The following is a 20,861-nucleotide window of genomic DNA, read 5'->3' as shown; positions in this document are numbered from 1 at the left end:
TATTCAAAGCTGGCGTTTTGATATGAACCGCCAGCCTTGATCTATACCCATAAAAAGAACCACCACAACACACCCTGGCTTCGGCCACGGAGGGCTCCATGAACGTCATCGAAAAGCTTCGCGAACGCATCAGGCAAAAGGGCTTGGGCAACCTCTTCAAGGCATTCTGGAAGCGCTATGTGTTCTTCCACTGGGAGCTGTTGTGGATGGAACGTGACTTGGTCAGCCCGGTACCGCCGCACAAACTGCGGCCCTATTCAGGTTTGCGCAAGGTCGACATCACCCCCGAGAACGCAACGGCGTTCGCCAAGCATTTTGGCGACCGCGTCGGGACCATGGCCGAACTCGCTGCCGACGGCCACACCGGGCATATGTACCTCGACGAACACGACGATGCGGTCGGCTTCATTTGGGCCAGCACCCGCAACTACCACGACCGCCATTATTACGGTTGCTGGTTTCCGGTGAAACCGGGCGAGTTCTTCGAATTCGGCGGCGAAATGATCCGCACCTACTTCGGCACCAGCCTGTCGGTGGACGTGCAAATTGAGTTGTGGGAAACGATGGCCGCGAAAGGTTGCAACAAGGTCGTGGACGTGTGCGAAACCCACAACATTCCAGCGCTGAAATTGCACATCCGCATGGGCTATCAGGAACAAGGTCGGGTGACCCACGTCTACGGCTTTTTCGGCGGGCGCTGGCGCTTTTTCCGCGAAACCCGCTACCAAGGCTCGCGCCTCGACCCACTGCGCAAACCGGGCCGGCCAGTGGTGGTGTCGGCGGCTGTTTAGGCTTTGTGAATGCTTGAGATGGAGGGATGGCGCCTGGCGCCATCGCGAGCAGGCTCGCTCCCACAGGGGATTTGTATTAGGCACTGATTAAGTGTGCGCAACACATCACCTGTGGGAGCGAGCTTGGTCGCGAGAGGTCTCACTGCGAAAGCAGATTAACCTGCCAAACCGACAAACATGTCCTGCACGTCATCGTGGTTATCGAGGCCTTCGAGGAAGGCTTCGACTTCAGCCATTTGCTCATCGCTCAAACCGCTGACCGGGTTTTTCGGCTGGTAGCCCAACTTCGCCGCCAACACGGTAAAACCCTGTTCTGGCAAGGCTTTCTGCACGGCATCAAGGTCCGCAGGTTCGGTCAGGAACAGGGTCGTGCCCTCTTCTTCGCCCGGCTCGAAATCCTGTGCGCCGGCCTCGATGGCGGCCATTTCCGGATCGGCGTCAGGGCTGTCCGGGGACGCCTCGATCATGCCGACATGGTTGAAATCCCAGGCGACCGAACCGGAAGCGCCCAATTGGCCCTTGCGGAATGCGACGCGGATTTCCGCGACGGTGCGGTTGATGTTGTCGGTCACGCATTCAACGATCAGCGGCACCTGATGCGGGGCGAAGCCTTCGTAGGTCACGCGATGGTATTGCACGGTTTCGCCCAACAGGCCCGCGCCTTTCTTGATCGCGCGGTCGAGGGTTTCTTTCGGCATCGAAGCCTTCTTGGCCTGCTCGACAACCAGACGCAAGTGGGCGTTGGTCGAGACATCGGCGCCGTTACGCGCAGCAATGGTGATTTCTTTCACCAGTTTGCCGAAGATCTTGCCTTTGGCATTGGATGCCGCTTCTTTGTGTTTAACCTTCCACTGTGCGCCCATTACTCACTCTCTTGATCTGTGGCGCCGAGACATCTATTGGCCGACGCATGGCGGCAAGTTTATACGGCCTAAAGTCGGCAATCGACCAAAAATTCCATGCTGTTTAGCCAAGCCGCGTCGACTTATTCAACAGTGCTTGTAGGGCAAATCTGAAAAGTCGCTTTGCAGGGTCTATTCCTGCGCGCGGTTACGTACCCTCTGCGCCCCGTAATCCATGGCAGAAGCGCACTCGATGCACAACGACAAGGAAAGTCCCTTCACCCTGACGCTGGTCGAGGATGATTTGAGTTGGCAAGTGTTGCAGTTCAGCGGCCACGAAGCCCTCAACCAGCCTTACCGCTTCGACATCGAAGTGATCGGCCTCGCCCCGGCGATGAACCTCGACCGCGTGTTGCAGCAACCGGCCTACCTGAGCCTGGGCGCTGGCCAGGGTTTTCATGGCGTGGTGCACAGCGCCAGTCGCGAGCAGCGCGGCGCGCAGCGCATCGGTTACCGACTGGTTTTGGTGCCGCACCTGCAACGGCTCGAGCAAGCACTCAAGCGACGGGTATTTCAGCAGCTCGACGTGCCAGCGATTCTTCGCCAATTGCTGTCGGAAAACGCCCTGCCCGAGGACAGTTATCGCCTCGAACTGAACACCGGGCATTACCCCGTGCGGCCATTTTGCATTCAGTACGAGGAAAGTGATTTGGCGTTGCTGCAACGGCTCTGCGAGGAGGAAGGCATTCACTACCACTTCGAACACAGCGGCGCCGGGCATGTGGTGGTGTTCGCCGATGACAGTTCGAGTTTTCCTCAAGCACCGGTGATCACGCCGTTTCAGGGCGACGCTTTTGATGAACCGTCATTTGTTGCCATCAGCGAGATGTTCCAGCGCCTGGATTCGCCGCCGATTCCACCGCTGCCCGGCGCCAATGATCGGGGCATGCAGGTGCTCAGCGCTGACGCGGCCAATCATCCGCCGAGCGAAAAACCCGGGTTGATCGGGTTTCCCGGTGCCGGGCAAATGCACAGCGAACAACGCAGCCGCCGAACGTTGCAGCAGTTGCGCTGCCAGCATCGGCAACTGCATGGCAAAAGCGATCAGCCCGCGCTGCTCAGCGGCCGTGTCGTGCAGGTCGAGCAACATCCGCTGGCGAGTTTCAATGATCAATGGTTGCTCACCGAGGTTCGCCATCAAGGTCGGCAGTCGTCGATTCTGGCGCGGGACAGCGCCTCGCGGCCGGCAGGTTATTGCAATGAGTTCAGCGCGATTGTCTGGTCAAGCGTGTTCAGGCCAGCATTGAAACAACCGCGGCCGATTATCCCCGGCTATCAACCGGGGCGTGTGATGGGCGAGCCGGGGCAAGCGCCGACGCGGGATGAATTGGGCCGAATTGAGGTCAGCCTGTGGCCGGAATCGTCGGCGCAGGTTTCGCGGGGAATATGGTTGCCAGTGGCGCTGGGCGCGGCTGGCATGCCGCTGGCGGGCAGCGAGGTGTACGTGAGTTTTCTCGACAGCGACCCGGATCGGCCGATTGTCTGCGCAGAGGTCAATCCGCAGAAACGCCGAAAATCACCGACAGCAACACCGCGTGGTGATACGCGGCTGCTGCTGGATTGGTTGGTCAATTGTCCGGATAACCCTTGAGAATTGAGTGCTGAAGGTCACGCCAAGGTATGCCCTTGTGGCGAGGGGGCTTGCCCCCGTTAGGCGGCGCAGTTCGTGCCGCAAAAGCGACGGCTGCTGCGCAACCGAACGGGGGCAAGCCCCCTCGCCACGGGGTTATGTGACTTATCGGCAGAGTCGCTCAGCCCTTGTCAGCCTTGCCCGCCGCTGCCGCGAACTTCGCCAGGCGCATGTCCAGATGCCGAGGCCGGCGGCCGTGATCCTCGGCGCGTTCCTTGCGGCGGATGGCGTTGCGCACCATCAGCGAACCGAGATACCGAATCGGCTCCGGCGGGAAGTAGCCCAGCGGTCCATTGACCAGCGGCGAGCGCGTCCACGGGTTGTCCAGCCCTTGCACCATCGAGGCCAGAATCTGCCCGCCCATGTGGCACGGGCCGACGCCGCTGCCGGAATAACCGAAACCATAAAACACATTGCCGCTGGTGCTCATCTGACCAAAAAACGGCAGCCCGGTGACCGAGCGATCCGACGGCCCGTTCCACGTTGCCTCGACCTTGGCCTCGGCAAACGCCGGGAAAAAGTCCGTCAGGCTGCTGCGCAACAACCCGGCGTACGGCGACGGCTGATCGAACACCGGCGACATCCGCCCACCGTAGGCAAAGGTGTTGCCGCCCTTGCCGAGCATGATCCGGCCGTCCGGGGTGTTGTGGTAATAGTGCACAAAAATCCGCGAATCGAGCACGGTCACGCCGCTGGTCAACCCGATTTCAGCGAGCAATTCCGGGCGCGGTTCGGTGATCAGCATGTCGCTGGAGACAATCGCCACGCTGCGTTCGAACTGCGGGAACGCGCGGGCCATCCACGCATTCATCGCCAACACCACACGATCGGCGCGGACCGTGCCGTGGGGCGTTTGAATGCCCGCAGGCCTGCCCTCCTCCAGCCCGGTCATCGCCGTGTTTTCATGAATCCGCACACCCAACTGCAACGCCACGCGGCGCAAACCGCGCACCAGTTTGCCCGGTTGCACGCTGGCAGCGGCCGGGGAAAACCAGCCTTCCAGATGTTTGCGCGAGCCGGCCATGCGTTGCACATCGGCGACTGGACGCTGGCTGAACGAGTTGATGCCATTGCGTTCCAGCGCTGCGATCACCGCGTCGGTCGAGCCGCATTGCGCGCGGTTGGTCGCGGTGTACAGCGTGCCGTCGAGACGGTAATCGGCTTCGACGCCGTACTGCTGGCAAAAGTCGCCGATCGCGTAAATGCTCCGCTCCGACTCCTTGACCAGGCGCACCGCTTCTTCGACGCCGAACAAGCGCTCCAGGGTGAAATACTTCGCCGACCACGACAACGCACAACCACCGTTGCGACCACTGGCGCCGGCACCGCAGATGTCGGCTTCGATCAGCAACACGTCGAGCTCGGGGTTTTGCTCCTTGAGCATGACCGCGGTCCATAACCCGGTGTAGCCGCCGCCGACAATGCAAACGTCGGCGCGGGTGTCGGCCGTCAGCGGCGCGCACGGCAAGGGTCCGCACGGCGCGCAGGACTCGGCCGCCAGCGCTTGGTCCAGCCAGAAAGGTCTCATGGGATTTCCTCAGGTACGCAGGGGTTTGATGGTGATTGCCTGGTTGGGCACAAAAGCATTTTCGCCGCGCAGGCCGGCCGGGCGGCTGTTCCAGTGCGGGATCAGCACGAAGGCTGAAAACATCGCGCAACCGGCGAAGATGATGAACACCGTAACCGAGTCGAAGTAACCCGGCAGCAAACCGCCGAGAATCGCCCCGACCGAGCCGCAGCCATTGACGAAACCCGCTGCGGTGGCGCCAGCCTTGGCGGTGCCGAAGTCAATGGCCGCCGCGCCGCTGATCATCGAATCCGGCCCATACAGCGTCAGGCCCATGACGAACAGCAGCGCCACCACCAGCAACACGCTGCCGGTGCTCAAGGCACCCATGAACAGCGCCAGGGAAACCGTCAGCGCCAACAGGCTGATCACGCACGCCGGCATGCGCCGGGCGCCGAACAGTTTGTCCGAGGCCAGACCGATCATGATCGGCCCGAGCAACCCGGCCAGTTCAAACGCGGTCGGAATGATCGCCGCGCCAACCTTGCCGACCGAGGGCATCTGTTCAAAAACAATCACCGGGCCCCACAGCAGAATCGCGTAGCGCGCCGGTTTCAACAGGAAGTACGAGAGCCCGAGGACCAGCACCGTGCGGTTACGCAGGATTTCCTTCAACGGTTCCCAGCAACTGAGTTTGCTCTGCGCATCGGCCTGTTCAACGCTCAACTCAGGCTCGGGCTCGACGGCGGGCAAACCGACGTCTTCGGGTTTATTGCGTTGAAAAATGAAGAACAACACCGCAACCACGCCGACCACCGCCGCGCTGGAAATAAACGCCGCGTGCCATGAGCCGACCAGCGTGTACGCCCACCAACCGGCGAAGGGCGACGCCACCAGACCGCCGAATGCGTAACACGAACTCCACAGCCCGAGTACGCGCCCACGCTGCTCGGCGGGGAAGAAACTGCCGATGTTCTTGCACAGCCCCGACCAGCCGGTGGACTGCGCCAGGCCCTGGATCAACATGCACGTGGCGAAGATCGGCAATGTCGCGAAACTGCCCATCACCAGTGCCGCCGCCGCAGAAATCACCAGACCGCCGAGCACTACGACCCGTGGGCCAAAACGGTCGGCGAGGATGCCCCAGGTGAATTGGCCGACGGCGTAAGCAGCCAGGTAGATGGCGTCGAGGTTGGCCATGGCCATTTTGTCGAGCATGAACTCGGGGTCTTCGCCGATCCCCAGTTTGGCGACCGAAAAAGCTTTGCGAGTGAAGTAGAAAGCGGCGTAAGCGAGCCAGGTGATGGCGAAGATCTGCACGCGCCAACGCTTGATGGTGCCGATGTGCTGATTCATGGTGGTTCTGACCTCAGGGTGTGAGTGTGCCGGCAGAAATTGAGAAATAACGCCTGTTTTTTTATTGTTGAGCACTTCGATATCGCTGCTTCCCTGAGGCGATACCGGTCAGATGAGTCCTGCTGTTGCACGCACAGGCTCATGGCCACCGGCGCTGTTCGAACGAGCAGTCGCCGGGGCTGAGGCCGATAAAAACAATTACGGACTAATAAGTGAAATCGATTTATCGTATTTCCAAAATAAGCTCAGCTTGTTACTGGAGGTTTCGATGTCGGTGTCTCACGCCCAGTTAAAAGCCTTCCATGCCGTGGCGGTGCACGGAAGCTTCACCAAAGCCGCCGAGCGGCTTTTTCTCACGCAACCGGCGATTTCCGACCAAGTGCGCAAACTCGAAGAACGTTTTGGCGTGTTGCTGTTCCATCGCAACAAACGCTCGGTGCGCCTGACCGATCTGGGCGAGCGTTTGCTGAGCATCACCCAGCGTTTGTTTGTGATCGAGGCCGAAGCGCAGGAGTTGTTGCAGGACTCCCAGGCGCTGCAAACCGGCAGCCTGATCCTCGCCGTGGATGCGCCCGTCCATGTGTTGCCGCAGATCGCCCGGTTCTGTGAGCGCTACCCCGGCATCAGCGTGAAGATCGAAACCGGCAACACCGATGAATCGCTGTTCCGGTTGTTCAACTATCAGGCGGATCTGGCGCTGCTCGGGCGCGATGTCAGTGATGAACGATTGATCTCGTTGCCGCTGCGCAATGACCCGATGGTGGCATTCGTATCGCGCAATCATCCGTGGGCCGACCGCGAATCGATCTGCCTCGCCGACCTCGACGACACGCCATTGGTGCTGCGGGAAATCGGTTCGGTGACCCGGCAGACCCTGGAAGAGGAAATGGCCGGGGCCGGGTTTCGGATTCGCCCGGCAATTCAGGTTGAAGGCCGGGAAGCGGCGCGGGAGGCGGTGGTGGTCGGGATTGGTGTCGGGGTGGTGTCGGCAGCCGAGTTCGGTGCCGATTCGCGGGTGTGCGCGCTGCCGATTACCGACTGCAAGCGGCGGCTGACGGAGACGCTGGTGTGCCTGCGCGAACAGAGCTCGCGGCGCGTGGTGGCGACGTTTCTAGAGATGGTGCGCGAGAGCCTGGTGTAGGCAGGTCTGGCCCCATCGCGGGCAAGCCTCGCTCCCACAGGTTTTGTGTCGTACACCAAATGTGTGTCTGGCATAAATCCCTGTGGGAGCATGGCTTGCCCGCGATGGCCGCGCCTCGGTCTACTCCCGCCTAACGCAATTCCCCTGTGGGAGCATGGCTTGCCTGCGATGGCCGCGCCTCGGTCTAACTGGCCGGGGCCAAATCAAAAAACGCCTGAATCAAGCGCAAATCCCGCCGCCGCTGCATGCACCCGATCATGTGCCGGTTGACCAGTCCATCCCCAATAATCGGCACCGCCACCACCCGCGGGTCATGGCTGACTTCCACCGACGACACCACGCCAACTCCCAATTCCGCAGCAACGGCCTCGGTCACCGCCTCACGGCTGTCCAGCTCCAGCAGCACCCGGGGATTAATCTTCGCCTGGCTGCAAGCATCATCAAACGTGCGCCGCGTAATCGAGCTCGGCTCGCGCAGCACCATGATTACCTGATCCAGTTCCTTCAACGGCACATCCCTGACCCGCTGCGCCCACGGGTGCGCGGCCGGCACCAACGCGCAGATCCGTGATTCGCTCAGCGCTTGCAGATGCAAGCCTTTGCGCGGTTCGACCTCGGTCAGCACCGCGACATCCGCGTGTTCGGACAACAACGCGCCAAGAGTTTCCTGCGCATTGCCCAAGCGCAGGTTCACCGTTATTCCCGGATAACGCGCGCGCAAACTGGCGAGCATTGGCATGACCATGTGCGGCCCGTCCGCCGCAACCTCCAGGCGCCCGGTGAGCAACTGCCGGTTAGCCTCCAGCAGCACTTGCGCTTCTTCGGCCAAACCAAACATCGCGCGGGTGATCGCTGCGAGTTTGGTGCCCTCCTCGGTCAATTCGACCCGGCGCGCGGTGCGCCGCAACAAGGTGATCTGGTAATGCTCCTCCAGCGCTTTGATGTGCCCGGTGACCGCCGGTTGGCTGATGAACAACCGCGCAGCCGCCCGGGTGAAGCTGCCCTCGCGGGCCACCGCATCGAACGCGCGGAGCTGGAACAGATTCATGAATAACCCTCGCTGATGGTTGGCATAACAACAAACAATTTGATTGATGCAACGGCAAATTGCAATTTAAGCCCCGTAGCTTCATCCCATCGATTGCGAGGACACGAGAATGAGTATTGCCGAACCCATCCTGCTCACCCCCGGCCCACTGACCACTTCGGCCCGCACCCGCCAGGCGATGATGGTCGACTGGGGTTCATGGGATGACCGCTTCAATCAACTGACCGCCAGCCTCTGCGAACAATTGCTGAGCATCATCAACGGCGCGCACAGCCACCATTGTGTGCCTCTGCAGGGCAGCGGCACCTTCGCGGTCGAAGCGGCAATCGGCACGTTGGTGCCGCGCGATGGCAAAGTCCTGGTGCTGATCAACGGCGCCTACGGCAAACGCCTGGCGAAGATTTGCGAAGTGCTCGGCCGCCCGTTCAGCACCTTCGAAACCGCCGAAGACGAGCCGACCACCGCTGCCGACGTCGATCGCCTGTTGCGCGCCGACCCGAGCATTAGCCACATCGCGTTGATCCATTGCGAAACCAGCACCGGCATCCTCAACCCTTTGCCGGAGATTGCCGCCGTCATCGCGCAGCACGGCAAAAGCCTGATCATCGATGCGATGAGCTCGTTCGGCGCGCTGCCGATCGACGCGCAACAGGTGCCGTTCGACGCGCTGATCGCCGCCTCGGGCAAGTGCCTGGAAGGTGTGCCGGGCATGGGTTTTGTCTTCGCTCGCAAAGAGTCACTGGCGCAAGCCGCGGGCAATTCGCACTCGCTGGCGATGGACTTGTTCGACCAGCACAGCTACATGGCCAAGACCGGCCAGTGGCGCTTCACCCCGCCGACCCACGTCGTCGCCGCGCTGCACGAAGCGCTGCTGCAATACAACGAAGAAGGCGGTTTGCCCGCGCGCCATCAGCGTTACGCGAACAATTGCCAGGTGCTGCTCGATGACATGGCCAGACTCGGTTTGCGCAGTTTTCTGCCTGCCGCGATCCAGGCGCCGATCATCGTTACGTTCCATGCACCGAAAGATCCGCGCTACCAGTTCAAGGAGTTTTACGAACGGGTCAAAGCCAAGGGCTACATCCTCTATCCGGGCAAATTAACCCAGGTCGAAACCTTCCGCGTCGGCTGCATCGGCCACGTCAACCAGGCGGAAATGCATGCAGCCGTGGCAGCGATTGCCGAAGTGCTGCGCGAAATGGAAGTCCTCGACATCTGACCCCTCACCGCCCTGTAGCAGCTGCCGAGCCCCGGCGAGGCTGCGTTCGGCAGCGCAGCTGTCGTAAAACCATCCACCTCGGTGTTTCAGGTGGACGGCGTGGCCAGGGTTAACGACGGCGGCGCCGCCCGACGCAGCCTCGCCGGGGCTTGGCAGCTGCTACAGAAAATCAGCGTTGCACATTCTCGAATTTGCTCATTTAAAAGGATCACATCACATGAATTACAACAACCCAAGCAAACTCCAGGCGGCCATTCTCGATTGGGCTGGCACCGTGGTCGATTTCGGTTCGTTCGCGCCGACGCAGATTTTTGTCGAGGCGTTCGCCGAATTCGACGTGCAAGTTTCCATCGAAGAAGCCCGTGGACCGATGGGCATGGGCAAGTGGGACCACATCCGCACGCTGTGCGATCAGCCGCAAGTCGCCGAGCGTTATCGCAAGGCGTTCGGGCGCACGCCGACCGACGATGACGTCACCGCGATTTATCAACGGTTCATGCCGTTGCAGATCGAGAAGATCGCCGAGCACTCGGCGCTGATCCCCGGCGCGCTGGAAACCATCGCCGCGCTGCGCGAGCAAGGGATCAAGATCGGTTCGTGCTCCGGTTACCCGAAACAGGTCATGGATAAAGTCGTCGAATTGGCTGCCACCAACGGCTACGTCGCCGACCACGTCGTCGCCACCGACGAAGTGCCAAACGGTCGCCCATGGCCGGCACAGGCATTGGCCAACGTGATCGCGCTGGGCATCGACGACGTCGGCGCCTGCGTGAAAATCGATGACACCGTGCCGGGCATTCTAGAAGGTCGCCGCGCCGGCATGTGGACCGTGGCGTTGATCTGCTCCGGCAACGCGCTGGGGCTGGATTACGACGGTTATAAAGCGCTCGGCAGTGAAGAACTGGCCAGCGAACGCAAACGGATTCACGCATTGTTCGAAAGTTCGCGCCCGCATTACATGATCGACACCATTACTGACTTGCCGGAAGTCATCGCAGATATCAATAAGCGTTTGGCTAATGGTGAAATGCCACAAAGTTTCTGACAATACAAAATGCCGCGACTCTTTCGAAAGTCGCGGCATTTTTATTGGATAAATTGTATTCAGTTGATCTGCACACCATTGGCGTCAATGATTACGCCGTCGGGATAAACAGTACTGCCATCCGCGCGAAGTTCGGTGCCATCCGCCCAGACAATTCGCCCATCCAGGTACTCAACAGTACCGTCCGGCCATTCGATACGACCATCCGGATAACCGATTCGGCCATCGGCATATTGCACAATGCCGTCCGGGCGCGTTACCGATTGCTCATCTTCGCTGATCAGGCTGCCATCCGGCAGTTGACCGCGGCCGTCAGCATTGCGGATCAGGCCCGGAGCAGTGAGCAGGTTGTACCAGCCCAGCGGGTCGATAGTGATGTTGAAGGTCGGCCACGGCAGCGGCGGACGCGGGCTCGGCCGCGGCGCTGGTTTCGGCGCAGGCTTGGGGGTCAGGCCAGGTTTCGGTGCAGGTTTTGGCGCCGGTTTCGGAGCTGGCTTGGGGGCTGGTTTTGGCGCAGGTTTCGGCGTTGGTTTTGGAGCTGGCTTCGGCGCCGGTTTCGGCGTGGGCGCAGGTTTTGGCGCAGGTTTGGGTTTCGGCGCAGGCGGTTTGGCCGCCATCATTTTTCGCGCTGGGCCTTGTTTCTGTGCTTGGGTGAAAATGAATCCTTTCATGAACTTCTCCAGTTATATAAGTAGGTGATCAACTTTTACTAAAGCCACCAGTAAATTGAATCAAACAAGTGAGGGCTTGGCGACAGAGTATATAACCGGCATGAAAAGGCAAAACCGCAAGCGATACAAAACATGAGTAACGTTTAATTAACAACTATCAACTAGCAGAACAAAAGCTCATTAAGCAACAGCAAATCCACGACGCCCCTGCAAACCGCCAGTATGAATAAAGATCAAACGCGAACCCGGCGCAAGTCTGCCTGATTCAATATGTTGTTTGAGTGCCAGCAACGCTTTACCGGTGTACAGCGGTTCCAGAGCAATGCCGCTTTGCTGTTCAGTTTGTTGAATAAACGCCAGCAACAGCGGATCGACCTTGGCAAAACCTCCACGACTGGCGTCGAACAGTTCATACAGCGGCTCAGTTAAACCCGCCTCGCGCACAATCGCCTCAACCTGTTGCGCCACGCCATGATCGTCGGGCACGGCCAGCGCGCCGTAAACCGGATGCTCGCCGGCCTCGGCCAGGACCAATCCAGCGAGCGTGGTGCCAGTGCCGCAGGCCAGCCACCAGCCGTCGTAATCGCGCCAGCCCAGAGCGCTCAATTGTTGCTGCACCTGACTCTTGAGCTGCACACAGCCCAGCGCCCCCGGCAATCCGCCACCGCCCTCCGGCACCGCGTGCAGCGTCGGGTATTGCGTCTGCCATGGCCGCCAGAAACCTGGTTCGTGGCGCGCGCGATAGCCGCCGTAACCCAGCCAATGCAGCTGCATGCCGAACTCGCGCAGATCGATGACGGTCGGCGTGTCTTGCGCATGCCCGCGCAGCAAACCGACGGTTTTGAAACCGAAACGTTGGCCCGCCGCAGCAAGCGCATGCAGATGATTGGAGTGCGCGCCGCCGAGGCTGATGATGCCTTCGGCACCGGCGCGATTCGCCGCATTGAGGTGCTCGGTGAGTTTGAACCACTTGTTGCCGCTGATCAGCGGGTCGATCTGGTCGAGACGCAGGATCGCCACGTCGACGCCGGCGCGGGTCAGCCAGTCGACGTGCAGCGTTTCGAGGGGAGCGATGGCTTGCCAGTCGCTGGGAGGGAGAAACATCGATGCCGGCCCTGGGTTAAGAGCCGGCATCTTATCAGCACGCTGACCGGTTTAGAGTTCGGCGGCCAAACGCGAACCCTGGTTGATCGCACGCTTGGCGTCGAGCTCGGCTGCCACGTCTGCGCCGCCGATCAAGTGCACGTTCTGCCCGGCCGCGAGCAAGCCGTCCTGCAACTCACGCAACGGGTCCTGCCCGGCGCAAATCACGATGTTGTCGACCGCCAGCAGCTGCGGCTCGCCAGTTTCGCCGATGCGAATGTGCAGGCCCTCATCGTCGATTTTCAGGTATTCGACGCTGTTGAGCATTTGCACCTGTTTGTTCTTCAACCCGGTGCGGTGAATCCAGCCGGTGGTTTTGCCCAGGCCATCGCCGACCTTGGAGCTCTTGCGTTGCAGCAGGAACACCTCGCGGGCCGGCGCATGCGGTTGAGCCTTGATCCCGGCGACGCCGCCACGCGCTTCAAGGTGCGTGTCGATGCCCCACTCTTTCCAGAACGCGGCGCGGTCGAGGCTGGTCGACACGCCTTGATGCACAAGAAATTCCGAGACGTCGAAACCGATGCCGCCGGCGCCAATCACTGCCACGCGTTTGCCCACCGGCTTGCGCTCGAGGATCACGTCGAGATAGCTCAGCACTTTGGCATTGTCGACGCCCGGAATCGCCGGTGTGCGCGGCGCAATGCCGGTGGCCAGGATGATCTCGTCAAAACCGCCGGCAACCAGTTGCGCGACGTCGACGCGAGTATTCAGGCAGACCTCGACGTGGGTGGTCTGCAACTTGCGATTGAAATAACGCAGGGTTTCGAAGAACTCTTCCTTGCCCGGCACGCGTTTGGCGATGTTGAACTGGCCGCCGATTTCGCTGGCCGAATCAAACAATGTCACCTGATGCCCGCGCTCGGCAGCCACGGTGGCAGCGGCCAGACCCGCAGGCCCGGCACCGACCACGGCGATTTTCTTGATTTGTTGCACGGGCAGGTAATTGAGTTCGGTTTCGTGACAGGCGCGCGGGTTGACCAGGCAACTGGTCAATTTGCCACCGAAGGTGTGATCGAGGCACGCCTGATTGCAGCCGATGCACGTATTGATTTCATCAGCGCGACCGGCCGCAGCCTTATTGACGAAATCGGCGTCGGCGAGAAATGGCCGCGCCATCGAGACCATGTCCGCGTCACCTTCGGCGAGGATCTGCTCGGCGATTTCCGGGGTGTTTATGCGGTTGGTGGTAATCAGCGGAATGCTCACCGAGCCGCGCAGTTTTGCCGTGACTTTGCTGAACGCCGCGCGCGGGACTTTGGTGGCGATGGTCGGAATCCGCGCTTCGTGCCAGCCAATCCCGGTGTTGATAATGGTCGCGCCGGCCTGCTCGATAGCTTTGGCGAGGGTAACGATTTCTTCCCAGGAGCTGCCGCCCTCGACCAGATCGAGCATCGACAAACGGAAAATGATGATGAAATTCGGACCGACCGCTTCGCGCACGCGGCGGACGATTTCCACCGGCAGGCGCATACGGTTTTCGTAGCTGCCGCCCCAGCGGTCGGTGCGGTGATTGGTGTGGGCTGCGAGGAACTGGTTAATGAAATAACCTTCGGAGCCCATGATCTCGACGCCGTCGTACTCGGCTTTTTGCGCGAGAACCGAACAGGTGACGAAATCGCTGATTTGCTTATCGATGCCTTCCTCGTCCAGCTCTTTAGGCTTGAACGGGTTGATCGGCGCCTGAATCGCGCTCGGCGCCACTTGTTTCGGGCTGTAGGCGTAACGCCCGGCGTGGAGGATCTGCATGCAAATCTTGCCGCCCGCCGCGTGCACCGCGCGGGTAACGATCTGGTGTTTGAGCGCTTCTTCTTCGGTGGTCAACTTGGCCGCGCCGGAGTACACGCCGCCCTCATCATTCGGACCGATACCGCCGGTGACCATCAGGCCAACACCGCCGCGCGCACGCTCGGCAAAATACGCCGCCATGCGCTCGAAGCCGCCGGGTTTTTCCTCAAGGCCAGTGTGCATCGACCCCATCAGGGTGCGGTTGCGCAGCGTGGTAAAACCCAGGTCCAGCGGGGCCAACAGGTGCGGGTAATGAGCGGCGGCCATCGGTAACTCCACATCGAGCGATCACGGAAATTGCGGAAGCTCTGCGGCCCCCGTCAGTCATGTGGCACAGACTAAGAGTCGCACTCGTGTCACTCAATGACCCAAACTGACAACTTATTGATCCAAATGCGCAGCGCCCCTTGGCAAGCGCCGGCATGCGCCCTACCCTAGTCGGCGAATCCTGCACACGGCTGTCGACTGTTTTCCCATGCGCAAACTTCTGTACCTGACCTTTTCCATGGCGTTGATCGCCGCCCTGACGACCTACGCAATGTGGGCCGCAGACCGTCCGGTGGGGCATTACCTGTCGGACCTGCGTATCAATCTGGCGGTCGATCAAGGCACGCCGGCCGATCGCGGCAACTTGCTCGGCATCCAGCCCGAGCTGTTCCCGACCGACTACCAAAGCCCCGAACGCCTGCGGCGCAAGCTCGGCGCCTATCTGCAACAGGCCCAGGAACAAGGCCTGCTCAACGAAAAGACCGTCGTTGTGCTGCCGGAACATGTCGGCACATGGCTGATGATCAGCGGCGAAAAAGACGAGCTGTATCAGGCCGGCACCCTCAAGGAAGCGATGAACTGGCTGGCGGCGAGCAATCCATTGCAGTTCGCGCGCGCGCTGCTGCGTGCCAAGGGCGCCAGCCGTCTGGATGACGCGCATCTGCGGATGAAAGCCAAAAGCATGGCCAAGGATTACCAGACGTTGTTTGGTGGTCTGGCGAAAGAATTCAACGTGACGCTGGTGGCCGGCACCATCGTGCTGCCGGAGCCAAGCGTGCGCGACGGCGAGCTGAAAATCGGCCACGGCGCGCTGTTCAACAGCACCGTGGTGTTCGGTCGCGACGGTCTGCCAATCGGCCAGCCGCAACGGCAGATGCACCCGATCTTCGCCGATCAGGACACGCTCGCCGCCAACAGCGAGCACACCATCAGCGTCGTCGACACACCGGCCGGACGCCTTGGCGTGTTGATCGGCAGCGACAGTTGGTACCCGGACAATTACCGCAAGCTCGACGAACAGAACGTGCAACTGGTGGCGGTTCCGGCCTTCGTGGTCGGCCACGGCGCGTGGGACAAACCGTGGCGCGGCTATAAAGGCCTGTCGACGCCGAGTTCGGTCAGCCTCAAGGCCGGCGAGCTCAGTGAAGGCCAGGCCTGGCATCGTTTGACCCTGATCGCGCAGCCGCCGAGCAGTCAGGCGATTGCCGGGGTCAGTGTGTTTATGCGTGGGCAATTCTGGGACAAGGCCAGCGCCGGGCAGAGTTTCCTCAGCAGCAATGGCCAGCACGCCGCTGACGGCGATCAGCGTGGCGCGCGTTTGTTGAACCTGTGGTTGTAAAACATGAAACCGCTGCCGATGCGCCTCGGGGATCTGTCGGTCGGCTTCGTTAACAGCCTGGCGGATGCGGTGCGCAGTCATGGCGCCGATCCACAGCCGTTGCTCGACCAATACGGCCTCGACGCAGCGCGCCTCGGTGAGGCCGGTGCGCGGTTGTCGATTCCGCGGTACATGCGCCTCGGACACGGCGCGATCCAGCTGACCGCCGACCCGGCGCTGGGTTTGCGCATGGGCCAGTTGAGTCGGTTGAGCCAGGCCGGCCTCGCCGGGGTCACCGCCGCGCAGGCACCGACGGTTCGCGAGGCGGCGCGTTGCCTGATCCGCTTCGAAGCGTTGTACGGCTCCAACTATCGCGGTCAATCAAGTTTTCACGAAGACCCGCGCGGCGCCTGGCTGCGGTTTTATTCGATCAATCCCTACAACGCCTACAACCGCTTCGTCGTCGATTCGATTATTTCCGGCTGGTTGCGGCAGTTGTCCAGCGTCAGCGCTACCGCGTTGCCAGCCGAACGCATCGACATCGAATTTGAAGCGCCGCCGTATCGCGAGGCTTACAGCGTACTGGGCGATTGCCCGATCCAGTTCGGCGCCGAGCACAATCAACTGCGCCTGAGCCTGAGCAGCCTCGCCCAGCGCAACCCGGAGCATTGCCCGAGCACCTGGCGGCACCTGCTGCAATTATGTGAGCGCGAACTGGAACAATTGACGCGCACCCGCAGCCTGCGTGAACGGATCATTCAGCTGTTGGGGCCGTTGCTCAACGGTGGCCGGGAACCCGACCTGGAAGAAGTGGCGGCACGCCTGAAGCTGCCAACCTGGACCTTGCGTCGCAAACTCGCCGAGGAAGGCACGCAATTTCGTGCAATTCTCAACGACACTCGCCGCGACCTAGCCATGACGTACATTCGCGACACCGAACTGGCGTTCGGCGAAATCGCCTATCTGCTGGGCTTTGCCTCAGCCGAAGCTTTTCAACGGGCCTTCAAACGCTGGAACGGCCAGACGCCCGGCGAATTTCGCCGAAGTCATCGCCAAACCGCGTGAAGGCTTAAAGCTCGGTAGCGTCTTCGGCTGGTTCCAGCGGATCCAGTTCAAATGCCGAATATTCCAGCAACTCTTCTTGATAATCGTCCATGGTGATCTCCCCTCGATTGCTCATTAAAAAAGGCCTGATCAACTGACCAGCGCCTTGAGCATAAAGTGCCCGCGTGAAAGAAAAATGACGCTCACACGGCACTCGACCGCTACTCAATAAAACGTAGCAGTCGATCAGGAATTTATCAGGGGATTTTTTCGCCGCAGTGCGTAGGAAAACGCACTGCTGTGACTTCGATCAATTGGGCGGTTGGCGGCGGGAAGCTCTGACACGTTCCCGCCCTCTTGCCGCAGGGGCGGTTATTGACCCGAGGATGGCATCGCCGGAATCGGCTCGCTCGGTGCGGGCATGTTGTCCGGGTGCGACGGCGTGGTGTTAGTTTCCGTGGCGGGCGCCGGTTCGGTGGTTTGTGCCGGGGTGATCGGTGCAGATTCTGCCGGCGGCGCGACAGGCTCCGAAGCGCCAGGTGCAAAGTCGACTGCGGCAGGTTCTGTAGTTGGCGCGGCTGCGGGCTCTGCGGCAGGTGTTGCGGCAGGTGTCGGCGCGGCTGCTGGGGTTGCCGGAGACGGTGAGCCTGCCGCTGGCGCGGGCGCCAGTGCTGCCGGTGCGGCTGGCGCCGGTTTGGTTTCCGGCATGCCCAAATCGGTTTTTGGCTTCTCGACGATGTGCGCGGCTTTCTTTGCTTCGGCCGGCAGGAACAGCTCGACCAGGGTAAAAAATCGCTCATAGAACTTGGCCGACGACACGGTTTCGCTGGCCACTTTGACCATCGAATCGTCAGACGAGCCGATCGGCATCGACACCGAGCCCAACACACCGACGCCGAGGCTGGCGGAGTTGTTGGTCTTCTTCAACGCATAACGGTCCTGCAAGGCGTTGGCGAACATGGTCGCGTGGTGTCCTTCGGAACCATCATCGGCGCACACCACACTGAAGCTGATCTCCATGTGCGTCTCGCCGGTTTGCTGGAAGCTTTTGTGGCCGCTGATCAGTTTCGGATCGCTGCTGGTAATGATGTAACCCTGGCTGAGCAACGCACGGCGCGCGGCTTCGCAGGTCTGCACGTCGGTCACCGGGTAATTGCGCGAAAACGTTCCGGAATCGTCGAAGTTCTCATGCTCATAGATGGCGGCTTTTTTCGACGAACAACCGGCAGCAACGGCCAGCACTAAAGCCAGCCCGACAACACGCATGGGAATTGATCTGAACATTGAACATCCTGAGAGAAAACGGTCCGGGGCGTATTGTGCAACAGAACGATGCTTAGCGTCGCATCCATTGATGTCTTAAACCTGTTACAGGAAGTTGACCCCGATATGCCGGAAAAGTCGCACAACCTCGCGGATTACCGATAAGCCGGCGCCGAAATTTTCCTTCATGCACAAAAAACCCCGGCGTTTCGGCCGGGGTTCTTGTGTAGCGAGCAGCTCAGTCAGCCATCAGAAACGCTTGATGTCCGCTTCGCTTTCCAACTGCTTGCGGTAGGCCGCAAAGTCTTGCTGGCCAATGCGCGAAGCGAGGAAACGACGGTACTGAGTCTTCTCTTCTTCGGTCGGCGCTGCGGCTTCGTTCACGCCATTCAGACGCACGATCACCAGGCTACCATCGGCCAGGGTCACGCTGTTGAACGTCGGCTTGTCCTTGGCAGCAGGCTTGGGCATCCGGAACAGCGCTTGCAGCACAGTCGGGTCAACCCCTTCCTGAGCGCGAGTAGCTGCTGCGGTGACTTTCCAGGTCTGGCCGTCAATCGCCTGATCCAGCGGCGTCTTGCCGTCGCGCAGACTGGCGATCAGCTCATCAGCCTTGGTCTTGGCGGCAGCAATGGCGTGCTCCTTGGCCAATTGCGTGCGGATGTTGGCGGCAACGCTTTCGAGTGGCAACTGCGCAGGCTTCAAGTGCTCCTTGGCGCGCAACACGATCACGGTTTCCGGATCGAGCTCGATGGCGGTGCTGTTGGCACCTTCATCCAACACTTCAGGGCTGAATGCTGCAGTGATCACGGCACGGTTGGCCGCAACACCTTCGCCACCTTCACGGCCGAACGGCGCAGAAGTGTGAACGGTCAGTTTCAAGTCTTGTGCCGGCTGAGCCAGATCGGAAGCTTCAAACGAGGAGTCTTCCAATTGCTTGGTCGCCTCGACGAAACGCTGCTCGACTTGCTGGGTTTTCAGTTCACGGGTCAGTTTGGCCTTGAGGCTGTCCAACGTCGGAACTTCAGGCGCTTCAACGCCCAGCAGCTTGATCAGGTGGAAACCGAAATCCGTGCGAACCGGTTCCGACACTTGGTCCTTGGTCAACGCGTACAGGGCTTTTTCAAACGCTGGATCGTAGACACCTGGACCGGCGTAACCGAGGTCACCACCATTGTTCGCCGAACCCGGGTCCTGGGAGAATTCCTTGGCCAGAGCCTCGAACTTCTCGCCTTTGGCCAGACGAGCCTGAACTTCTTCGATTTTCGCCTTGGCTTGCGCCTCGGTCACTTTGTCGTTCACTTCGATCAGAATGTGCGCAGCCCGGCGTTGCTCGGCCAAGTTGGCGATTTCTTTCTGATAAGCCGCTTGCAGCTCTTCGTCCTTGACGCTGACTTCATCGAAGAAGGAAGCCTTCTTCAATTCCAGGTAATCAATGACTACCTGATCCGGCGTCATGAATTCCTTGGCGTGCTCGTCATAGTAAGCCTTGACCTCGTCGTCGGTCACTTTCACCGCAGACGGATCAACTTTGATGTTCAACGAAGCGAAATCACGCGTCTGTTTTTCCAGACGGGCGAACGCCAGCACCTGGGCGTCGGTGACAAAACCGCTGCCCGCCAGACCGGCGCGCAACTGACCGATCAGCATTTCCTGAGCCAGCATCTGGCGGAATTGCATACGGCTGTAGCCCAGTTGACGAATCACCTGGTCGAAGCGCTCAGGGCTGAACTTGCCATCCACCTGAAATTCAGGCGTCTGCAGGATCACTTGGTCCAGAGCGGCTTCGGAGAAAGCGAACTTCGATTTTTCTGCGCCTTGCAGCAGCAGTTTGCGATCGATCAGGCCTTTGAGGGCCGATTCGCGGAGCATTTTTTCGTCGAGCAACGAAGCGTCGAAATCCTTGCCCAGCTGTTGCATCAGCTGACGGCGTTGCATGTCGACAGCTTGGCTCAGCTCGTTGGTACTGATTTCTTCACCGTTGACCTTGGCCGCATCCTGGCTGTTGGTCGTCGCCTGGAAAATGGCCTCGATACCGGTGAAAGCCATCAATACAACGATGATTCCGATAATGGTCTTGGCAATCCAGCCTTGTGAATTGTCCCTGATATTCTGCAGCATGCGTCCCCCAGAAACGGTTGAACTTCAAAATTAGGCAACCGTGGAGCGTGGGTAGAATCCGGATAGAAGAAAGGCGCATCCGGGGATGCGCCTTCTCGTAACTGGCGGAGCGGACCGAGGGGTTCGAACTTGCGACCCTCGGTGTCTCAGACCAGCAATGTGCTGACTGGACTACCGCTCCGCTGCCAGGTCAGGCATGACCCCGACCCGGATAGGCAAAAACCTGAATCTGACTTAGTTGACAGCTTCTTTCAGTGCTTTACCGGCTTTGAAACCTGGTTTTTTGGCTGCAGCGATTTCCAGTGTCTTACCAGTCTGTGGGTTACGACCGATGCGAGCTGGACGATCGGTAACGGAGAACGTACCGAAACCAACCAGAACAACAGAGTCGCCAGCCTTGAGAGCGCCAGTGACGGATTCGATTACAGCGTCCAGCGCACGGCCAGCAGCAGCTTTCGGGATATCAGCGGATGCAGCGATAGCATCAATCAGTTCCGACTTGTTCACTCTAAGTCCCCTTATATCTATTTGAGTATGATTCTAAGTTTTTTGGTGAAAGCAAAAAAACGAGTGCTGAATGGCCTACAGACACTTAAGAGCCGCTTTATAA

The 20,861-nt window shown here is 60.1% G+C and carries 17 protein-coding genes; 7 read left to right on the top strand and 10 right to left on the bottom strand.

Annotated features, from left to right (window positions below; genetic code table 11):
• Positions 1-98 precede the first annotated feature (98 nt).
• A complete protein-coding gene (locus FBY12_RS00865; protein ID WP_121757442.1) occupies positions 99-791 on the top strand; it encodes an N-acetyltransferase in 693 nt (230 codons plus the stop codon).
• A gap of 155 nt (positions 792-946) precedes the next feature.
• On the opposite strand, the gene FBY12_RS00860 is transcribed toward FBY12_RS00865, so the two are convergent.
• Positions 947-1,654, bottom strand: coding sequence for a YebC/PmpR family DNA-binding transcriptional regulator (locus tag FBY12_RS00860; RefSeq protein ID WP_121734001.1), 708 nt, complete (start codon positions 1,652-1,654; stop codon positions 947-949).
• Between the two features lie 232 nt (positions 1,655-1,886).
• Here FBY12_RS00860 and FBY12_RS00855 point away from each other — a divergent pair, with 232 nt between their 5' ends.
• The gene (locus tag FBY12_RS00855) at positions 1,887-3,284 is read left to right on the top strand and encodes a type VI secretion system Vgr family protein (protein ID WP_145250169.1); all 1,398 of its coding nucleotides are present in this window, start codon (positions 1,887-1,889) and stop codon (positions 3,282-3,284) included.
• A gap of 160 nt (positions 3,285-3,444) precedes the next feature.
• On the opposite strand, the gene FBY12_RS00850 is transcribed toward FBY12_RS00855, so the two are convergent.
• Complete coding sequence (locus tag FBY12_RS00850; protein WP_145250166.1) at positions 3,445-4,851, bottom strand: FAD-dependent oxidoreductase; 1,407 nt, start codon at positions 4,849-4,851, stop codon at positions 3,445-3,447.
• 9 nt (positions 4,852-4,860) lie between these two features.
• Positions 4,861-6,186, bottom strand: a complete 1,326-nt coding sequence (locus FBY12_RS00845) for an MFS transporter (RefSeq protein ID WP_145250163.1) — start codon at positions 6,184-6,186, stop codon at positions 4,861-4,863.
• Between the two features lie 268 nt (positions 6,187-6,454).
• On the opposite strand from FBY12_RS00845, the gene FBY12_RS00840 reads away from it, so the two are divergent.
• Positions 6,455-7,327, top strand: coding sequence for a LysR family transcriptional regulator (locus tag FBY12_RS00840; protein ID WP_008029617.1), 873 nt, complete (start codon positions 6,455-6,457; stop codon positions 7,325-7,327).
• A gap of 184 nt (positions 7,328-7,511) precedes the next feature.
• Here the strand turns inward: FBY12_RS00840 and FBY12_RS00835 are convergent, their stop codons facing one another.
• Positions 7,512-8,375: a LysR substrate-binding domain-containing protein gene (locus tag FBY12_RS00835; protein ID WP_145250160.1), complete on the bottom strand. Its 864-nt coding sequence runs from the start codon at positions 8,373-8,375 to the stop codon at positions 7,512-7,514.
• A 109-nt stretch (positions 8,376-8,484) separates the two neighbouring features.
• On the opposite strand from FBY12_RS00835, the gene FBY12_RS00830 reads away from it, so the two are divergent.
• Together FBY12_RS00830 and phnX are read left to right on the top strand one after the other, a co-directional pair.
• Positions 8,485-9,594 carry a 2-aminoethylphosphonate--pyruvate transaminase gene (locus FBY12_RS00830; RefSeq protein ID WP_145250158.1) on the top strand — a complete coding sequence of 370 codons (1,110 nt, stop codon included), beginning with the start codon at positions 8,485-8,487 and terminating at the stop codon, positions 9,592-9,594.
• A gap of 217 nt (positions 9,595-9,811) precedes the next feature.
• Positions 9,812-10,639 carry a phosphonoacetaldehyde hydrolase gene (gene phnX, locus FBY12_RS00825; protein WP_145250155.1) on the top strand — a complete coding sequence of 276 codons (828 nt, stop codon included), beginning with the start codon at positions 9,812-9,814 and terminating at the stop codon, positions 10,637-10,639.
• Between the two features lie 59 nt (positions 10,640-10,698).
• Here the strand turns inward: phnX and FBY12_RS27590 are convergent, their stop codons facing one another.
• The 3 genes from FBY12_RS27590 to FBY12_RS00810 form a co-directional block, all read right to left on the bottom strand.
• A complete protein-coding gene (locus FBY12_RS27590) occupies positions 10,699-11,310 on the bottom strand; it encodes a hypothetical protein (RefSeq protein ID WP_178111704.1) in 612 nt (203 codons plus the stop codon).
• Positions 11,311-11,490: 180 nt separating this feature from the next.
• Positions 11,491-12,414 (bottom strand): 1-aminocyclopropane-1-carboxylate deaminase/D-cysteine desulfhydrase, encoded by a 924-nt coding sequence (locus FBY12_RS00815; RefSeq protein ID WP_145250152.1) that lies wholly within the window; start codon positions 12,412-12,414, stop codon positions 11,491-11,493.
• Positions 12,415-12,465: 51 nt separating this feature from the next.
• The gene (locus FBY12_RS00810; protein ID WP_145250149.1) at positions 12,466-14,505 is read right to left on the bottom strand and encodes an NADPH-dependent 2,4-dienoyl-CoA reductase; all 2,040 of its coding nucleotides are present in this window, start codon (positions 14,503-14,505) and stop codon (positions 12,466-12,468) included.
• Between the two features lie 208 nt (positions 14,506-14,713).
• Between FBY12_RS00810 and FBY12_RS00805 the strand changes: the two genes are divergently transcribed.
• Both FBY12_RS00805 and FBY12_RS00800 read left to right on the top strand, forming a co-directional pair.
• Complete coding sequence (locus FBY12_RS00805; protein WP_145250146.1) at positions 14,714-15,844, top strand: carbon-nitrogen hydrolase family protein; 1,131 nt, start codon at positions 14,714-14,716, stop codon at positions 15,842-15,844.
• Between the two features lie 3 nt (positions 15,845-15,847).
• On the top strand, positions 15,848-16,888 hold the full coding sequence (locus FBY12_RS00800) for an AraC family transcriptional regulator (RefSeq protein WP_121734453.1): 1,041 nt from the start codon (positions 15,848-15,850) through the stop codon (positions 16,886-16,888).
• 351 nt (positions 16,889-17,239) lie between these two features.
• Here FBY12_RS00800 and FBY12_RS00795 read toward each other — a convergent pair whose 3' ends face one another.
• From FBY12_RS00795 to FBY12_RS00785, 3 genes are all read right to left on the bottom strand, one after another.
• Positions 17,240-18,151: a DUF2242 domain-containing protein gene (locus tag FBY12_RS00795; RefSeq protein WP_145250143.1), complete on the bottom strand. Its 912-nt coding sequence runs from the start codon at positions 18,149-18,151 to the stop codon at positions 17,240-17,242.
• Positions 18,152-18,379: 228 nt separating this feature from the next.
• Positions 18,380-20,251 (bottom strand): SurA N-terminal domain-containing protein, encoded by a 1,872-nt coding sequence (locus tag FBY12_RS00790; RefSeq protein ID WP_145250140.1) that lies wholly within the window; start codon positions 20,249-20,251, stop codon positions 18,380-18,382.
• A gap of 234 nt (positions 20,252-20,485) precedes the next feature.
• Positions 20,486-20,758, bottom strand: a complete 273-nt coding sequence (locus FBY12_RS00785) for an HU family DNA-binding protein (RefSeq protein WP_002552737.1) — start codon at positions 20,756-20,758, stop codon at positions 20,486-20,488.
• Positions 20,759-20,861: the final 103 nt, after the last annotated feature.

It is taken from the genome of Pseudomonas sp. SJZ131, assembly GCF_007828705.1.
Lineage (GTDB): Bacteria > Pseudomonadota > Gammaproteobacteria > Pseudomonadales > Pseudomonadaceae > Aquipseudomonas > Aquipseudomonas prosekii.
This window is presented reverse-complemented; position numbering and strand designations above follow the sequence as displayed.

Excerpts from the sequence above, each read along its gene's own strand:
- FBY12_RS00865 (WP_121757442.1), top strand. The coding sequence starts at position 99 with ATGAACGTCATCGAAAAGCTTCGCGAACGCATCAGGCAAAAGGGCTTG.
- FBY12_RS00860 (WP_121734001.1), bottom strand. The coding sequence starts at position 1,654 with ATGGGCGCACAGTGGAAGGTTAAACACAAAGAAGCGGCATCCAATGCC.
- FBY12_RS00855 (WP_145250169.1), top strand. The coding sequence starts at position 1,887 with ATGCACAACGACAAGGAAAGTCCCTTCACCCTGACGCTGGTCGAGGAT.
- FBY12_RS00850 (WP_145250166.1), bottom strand. The coding sequence starts at position 4,851 with ATGAGACCTTTCTGGCTGGACCAAGCGCTGGCGGCCGAGTCCTGCGCG.
- FBY12_RS00845 (WP_145250163.1), bottom strand. The coding sequence starts at position 6,186 with ATGAATCAGCACATCGGCACCATCAAGCGTTGGCGCGTGCAGATCTTC.
- FBY12_RS00840 (WP_008029617.1), top strand. The coding sequence starts at position 6,455 with ATGTCGGTGTCTCACGCCCAGTTAAAAGCCTTCCATGCCGTGGCGGTG.
- FBY12_RS00835 (WP_145250160.1), bottom strand. The coding sequence starts at position 8,375 with ATGAATCTGTTCCAGCTCCGCGCGTTCGATGCGGTGGCCCGCGAGGGC.
- FBY12_RS00830 (WP_145250158.1), top strand. The coding sequence starts at position 8,485 with ATGAGTATTGCCGAACCCATCCTGCTCACCCCCGGCCCACTGACCACT.
- phnX (WP_145250155.1), top strand. The coding sequence starts at position 9,812 with ATGAATTACAACAACCCAAGCAAACTCCAGGCGGCCATTCTCGATTGG.
- FBY12_RS27590 (WP_178111704.1), bottom strand. The coding sequence starts at position 11,310 with ATGAAAGGATTCATTTTCACCCAAGCACAGAAACAAGGCCCAGCGCGA.
- FBY12_RS00815 (WP_145250152.1), bottom strand. The coding sequence starts at position 12,414 with ATGTTTCTCCCTCCCAGCGACTGGCAAGCCATCGCTCCCCTCGAAACG.
- FBY12_RS00810 (WP_145250149.1), bottom strand. The coding sequence starts at position 14,505 with ATGGCCGCCGCTCATTACCCGCACCTGTTGGCCCCGCTGGACCTGGGT.
- FBY12_RS00805 (WP_145250146.1), top strand. The coding sequence starts at position 14,714 with ATGCGCAAACTTCTGTACCTGACCTTTTCCATGGCGTTGATCGCCGCC.
- FBY12_RS00800 (WP_121734453.1), top strand. The coding sequence starts at position 15,848 with ATGAAACCGCTGCCGATGCGCCTCGGGGATCTGTCGGTCGGCTTCGTT.
- FBY12_RS00795 (WP_145250143.1), bottom strand. The coding sequence starts at position 18,151 with ATGTTCAGATCAATTCCCATGCGTGTTGTCGGGCTGGCTTTAGTGCTG.
- FBY12_RS00790 (WP_145250140.1), bottom strand. The coding sequence starts at position 20,251 with ATGCTGCAGAATATCAGGGACAATTCACAAGGCTGGATTGCCAAGACC.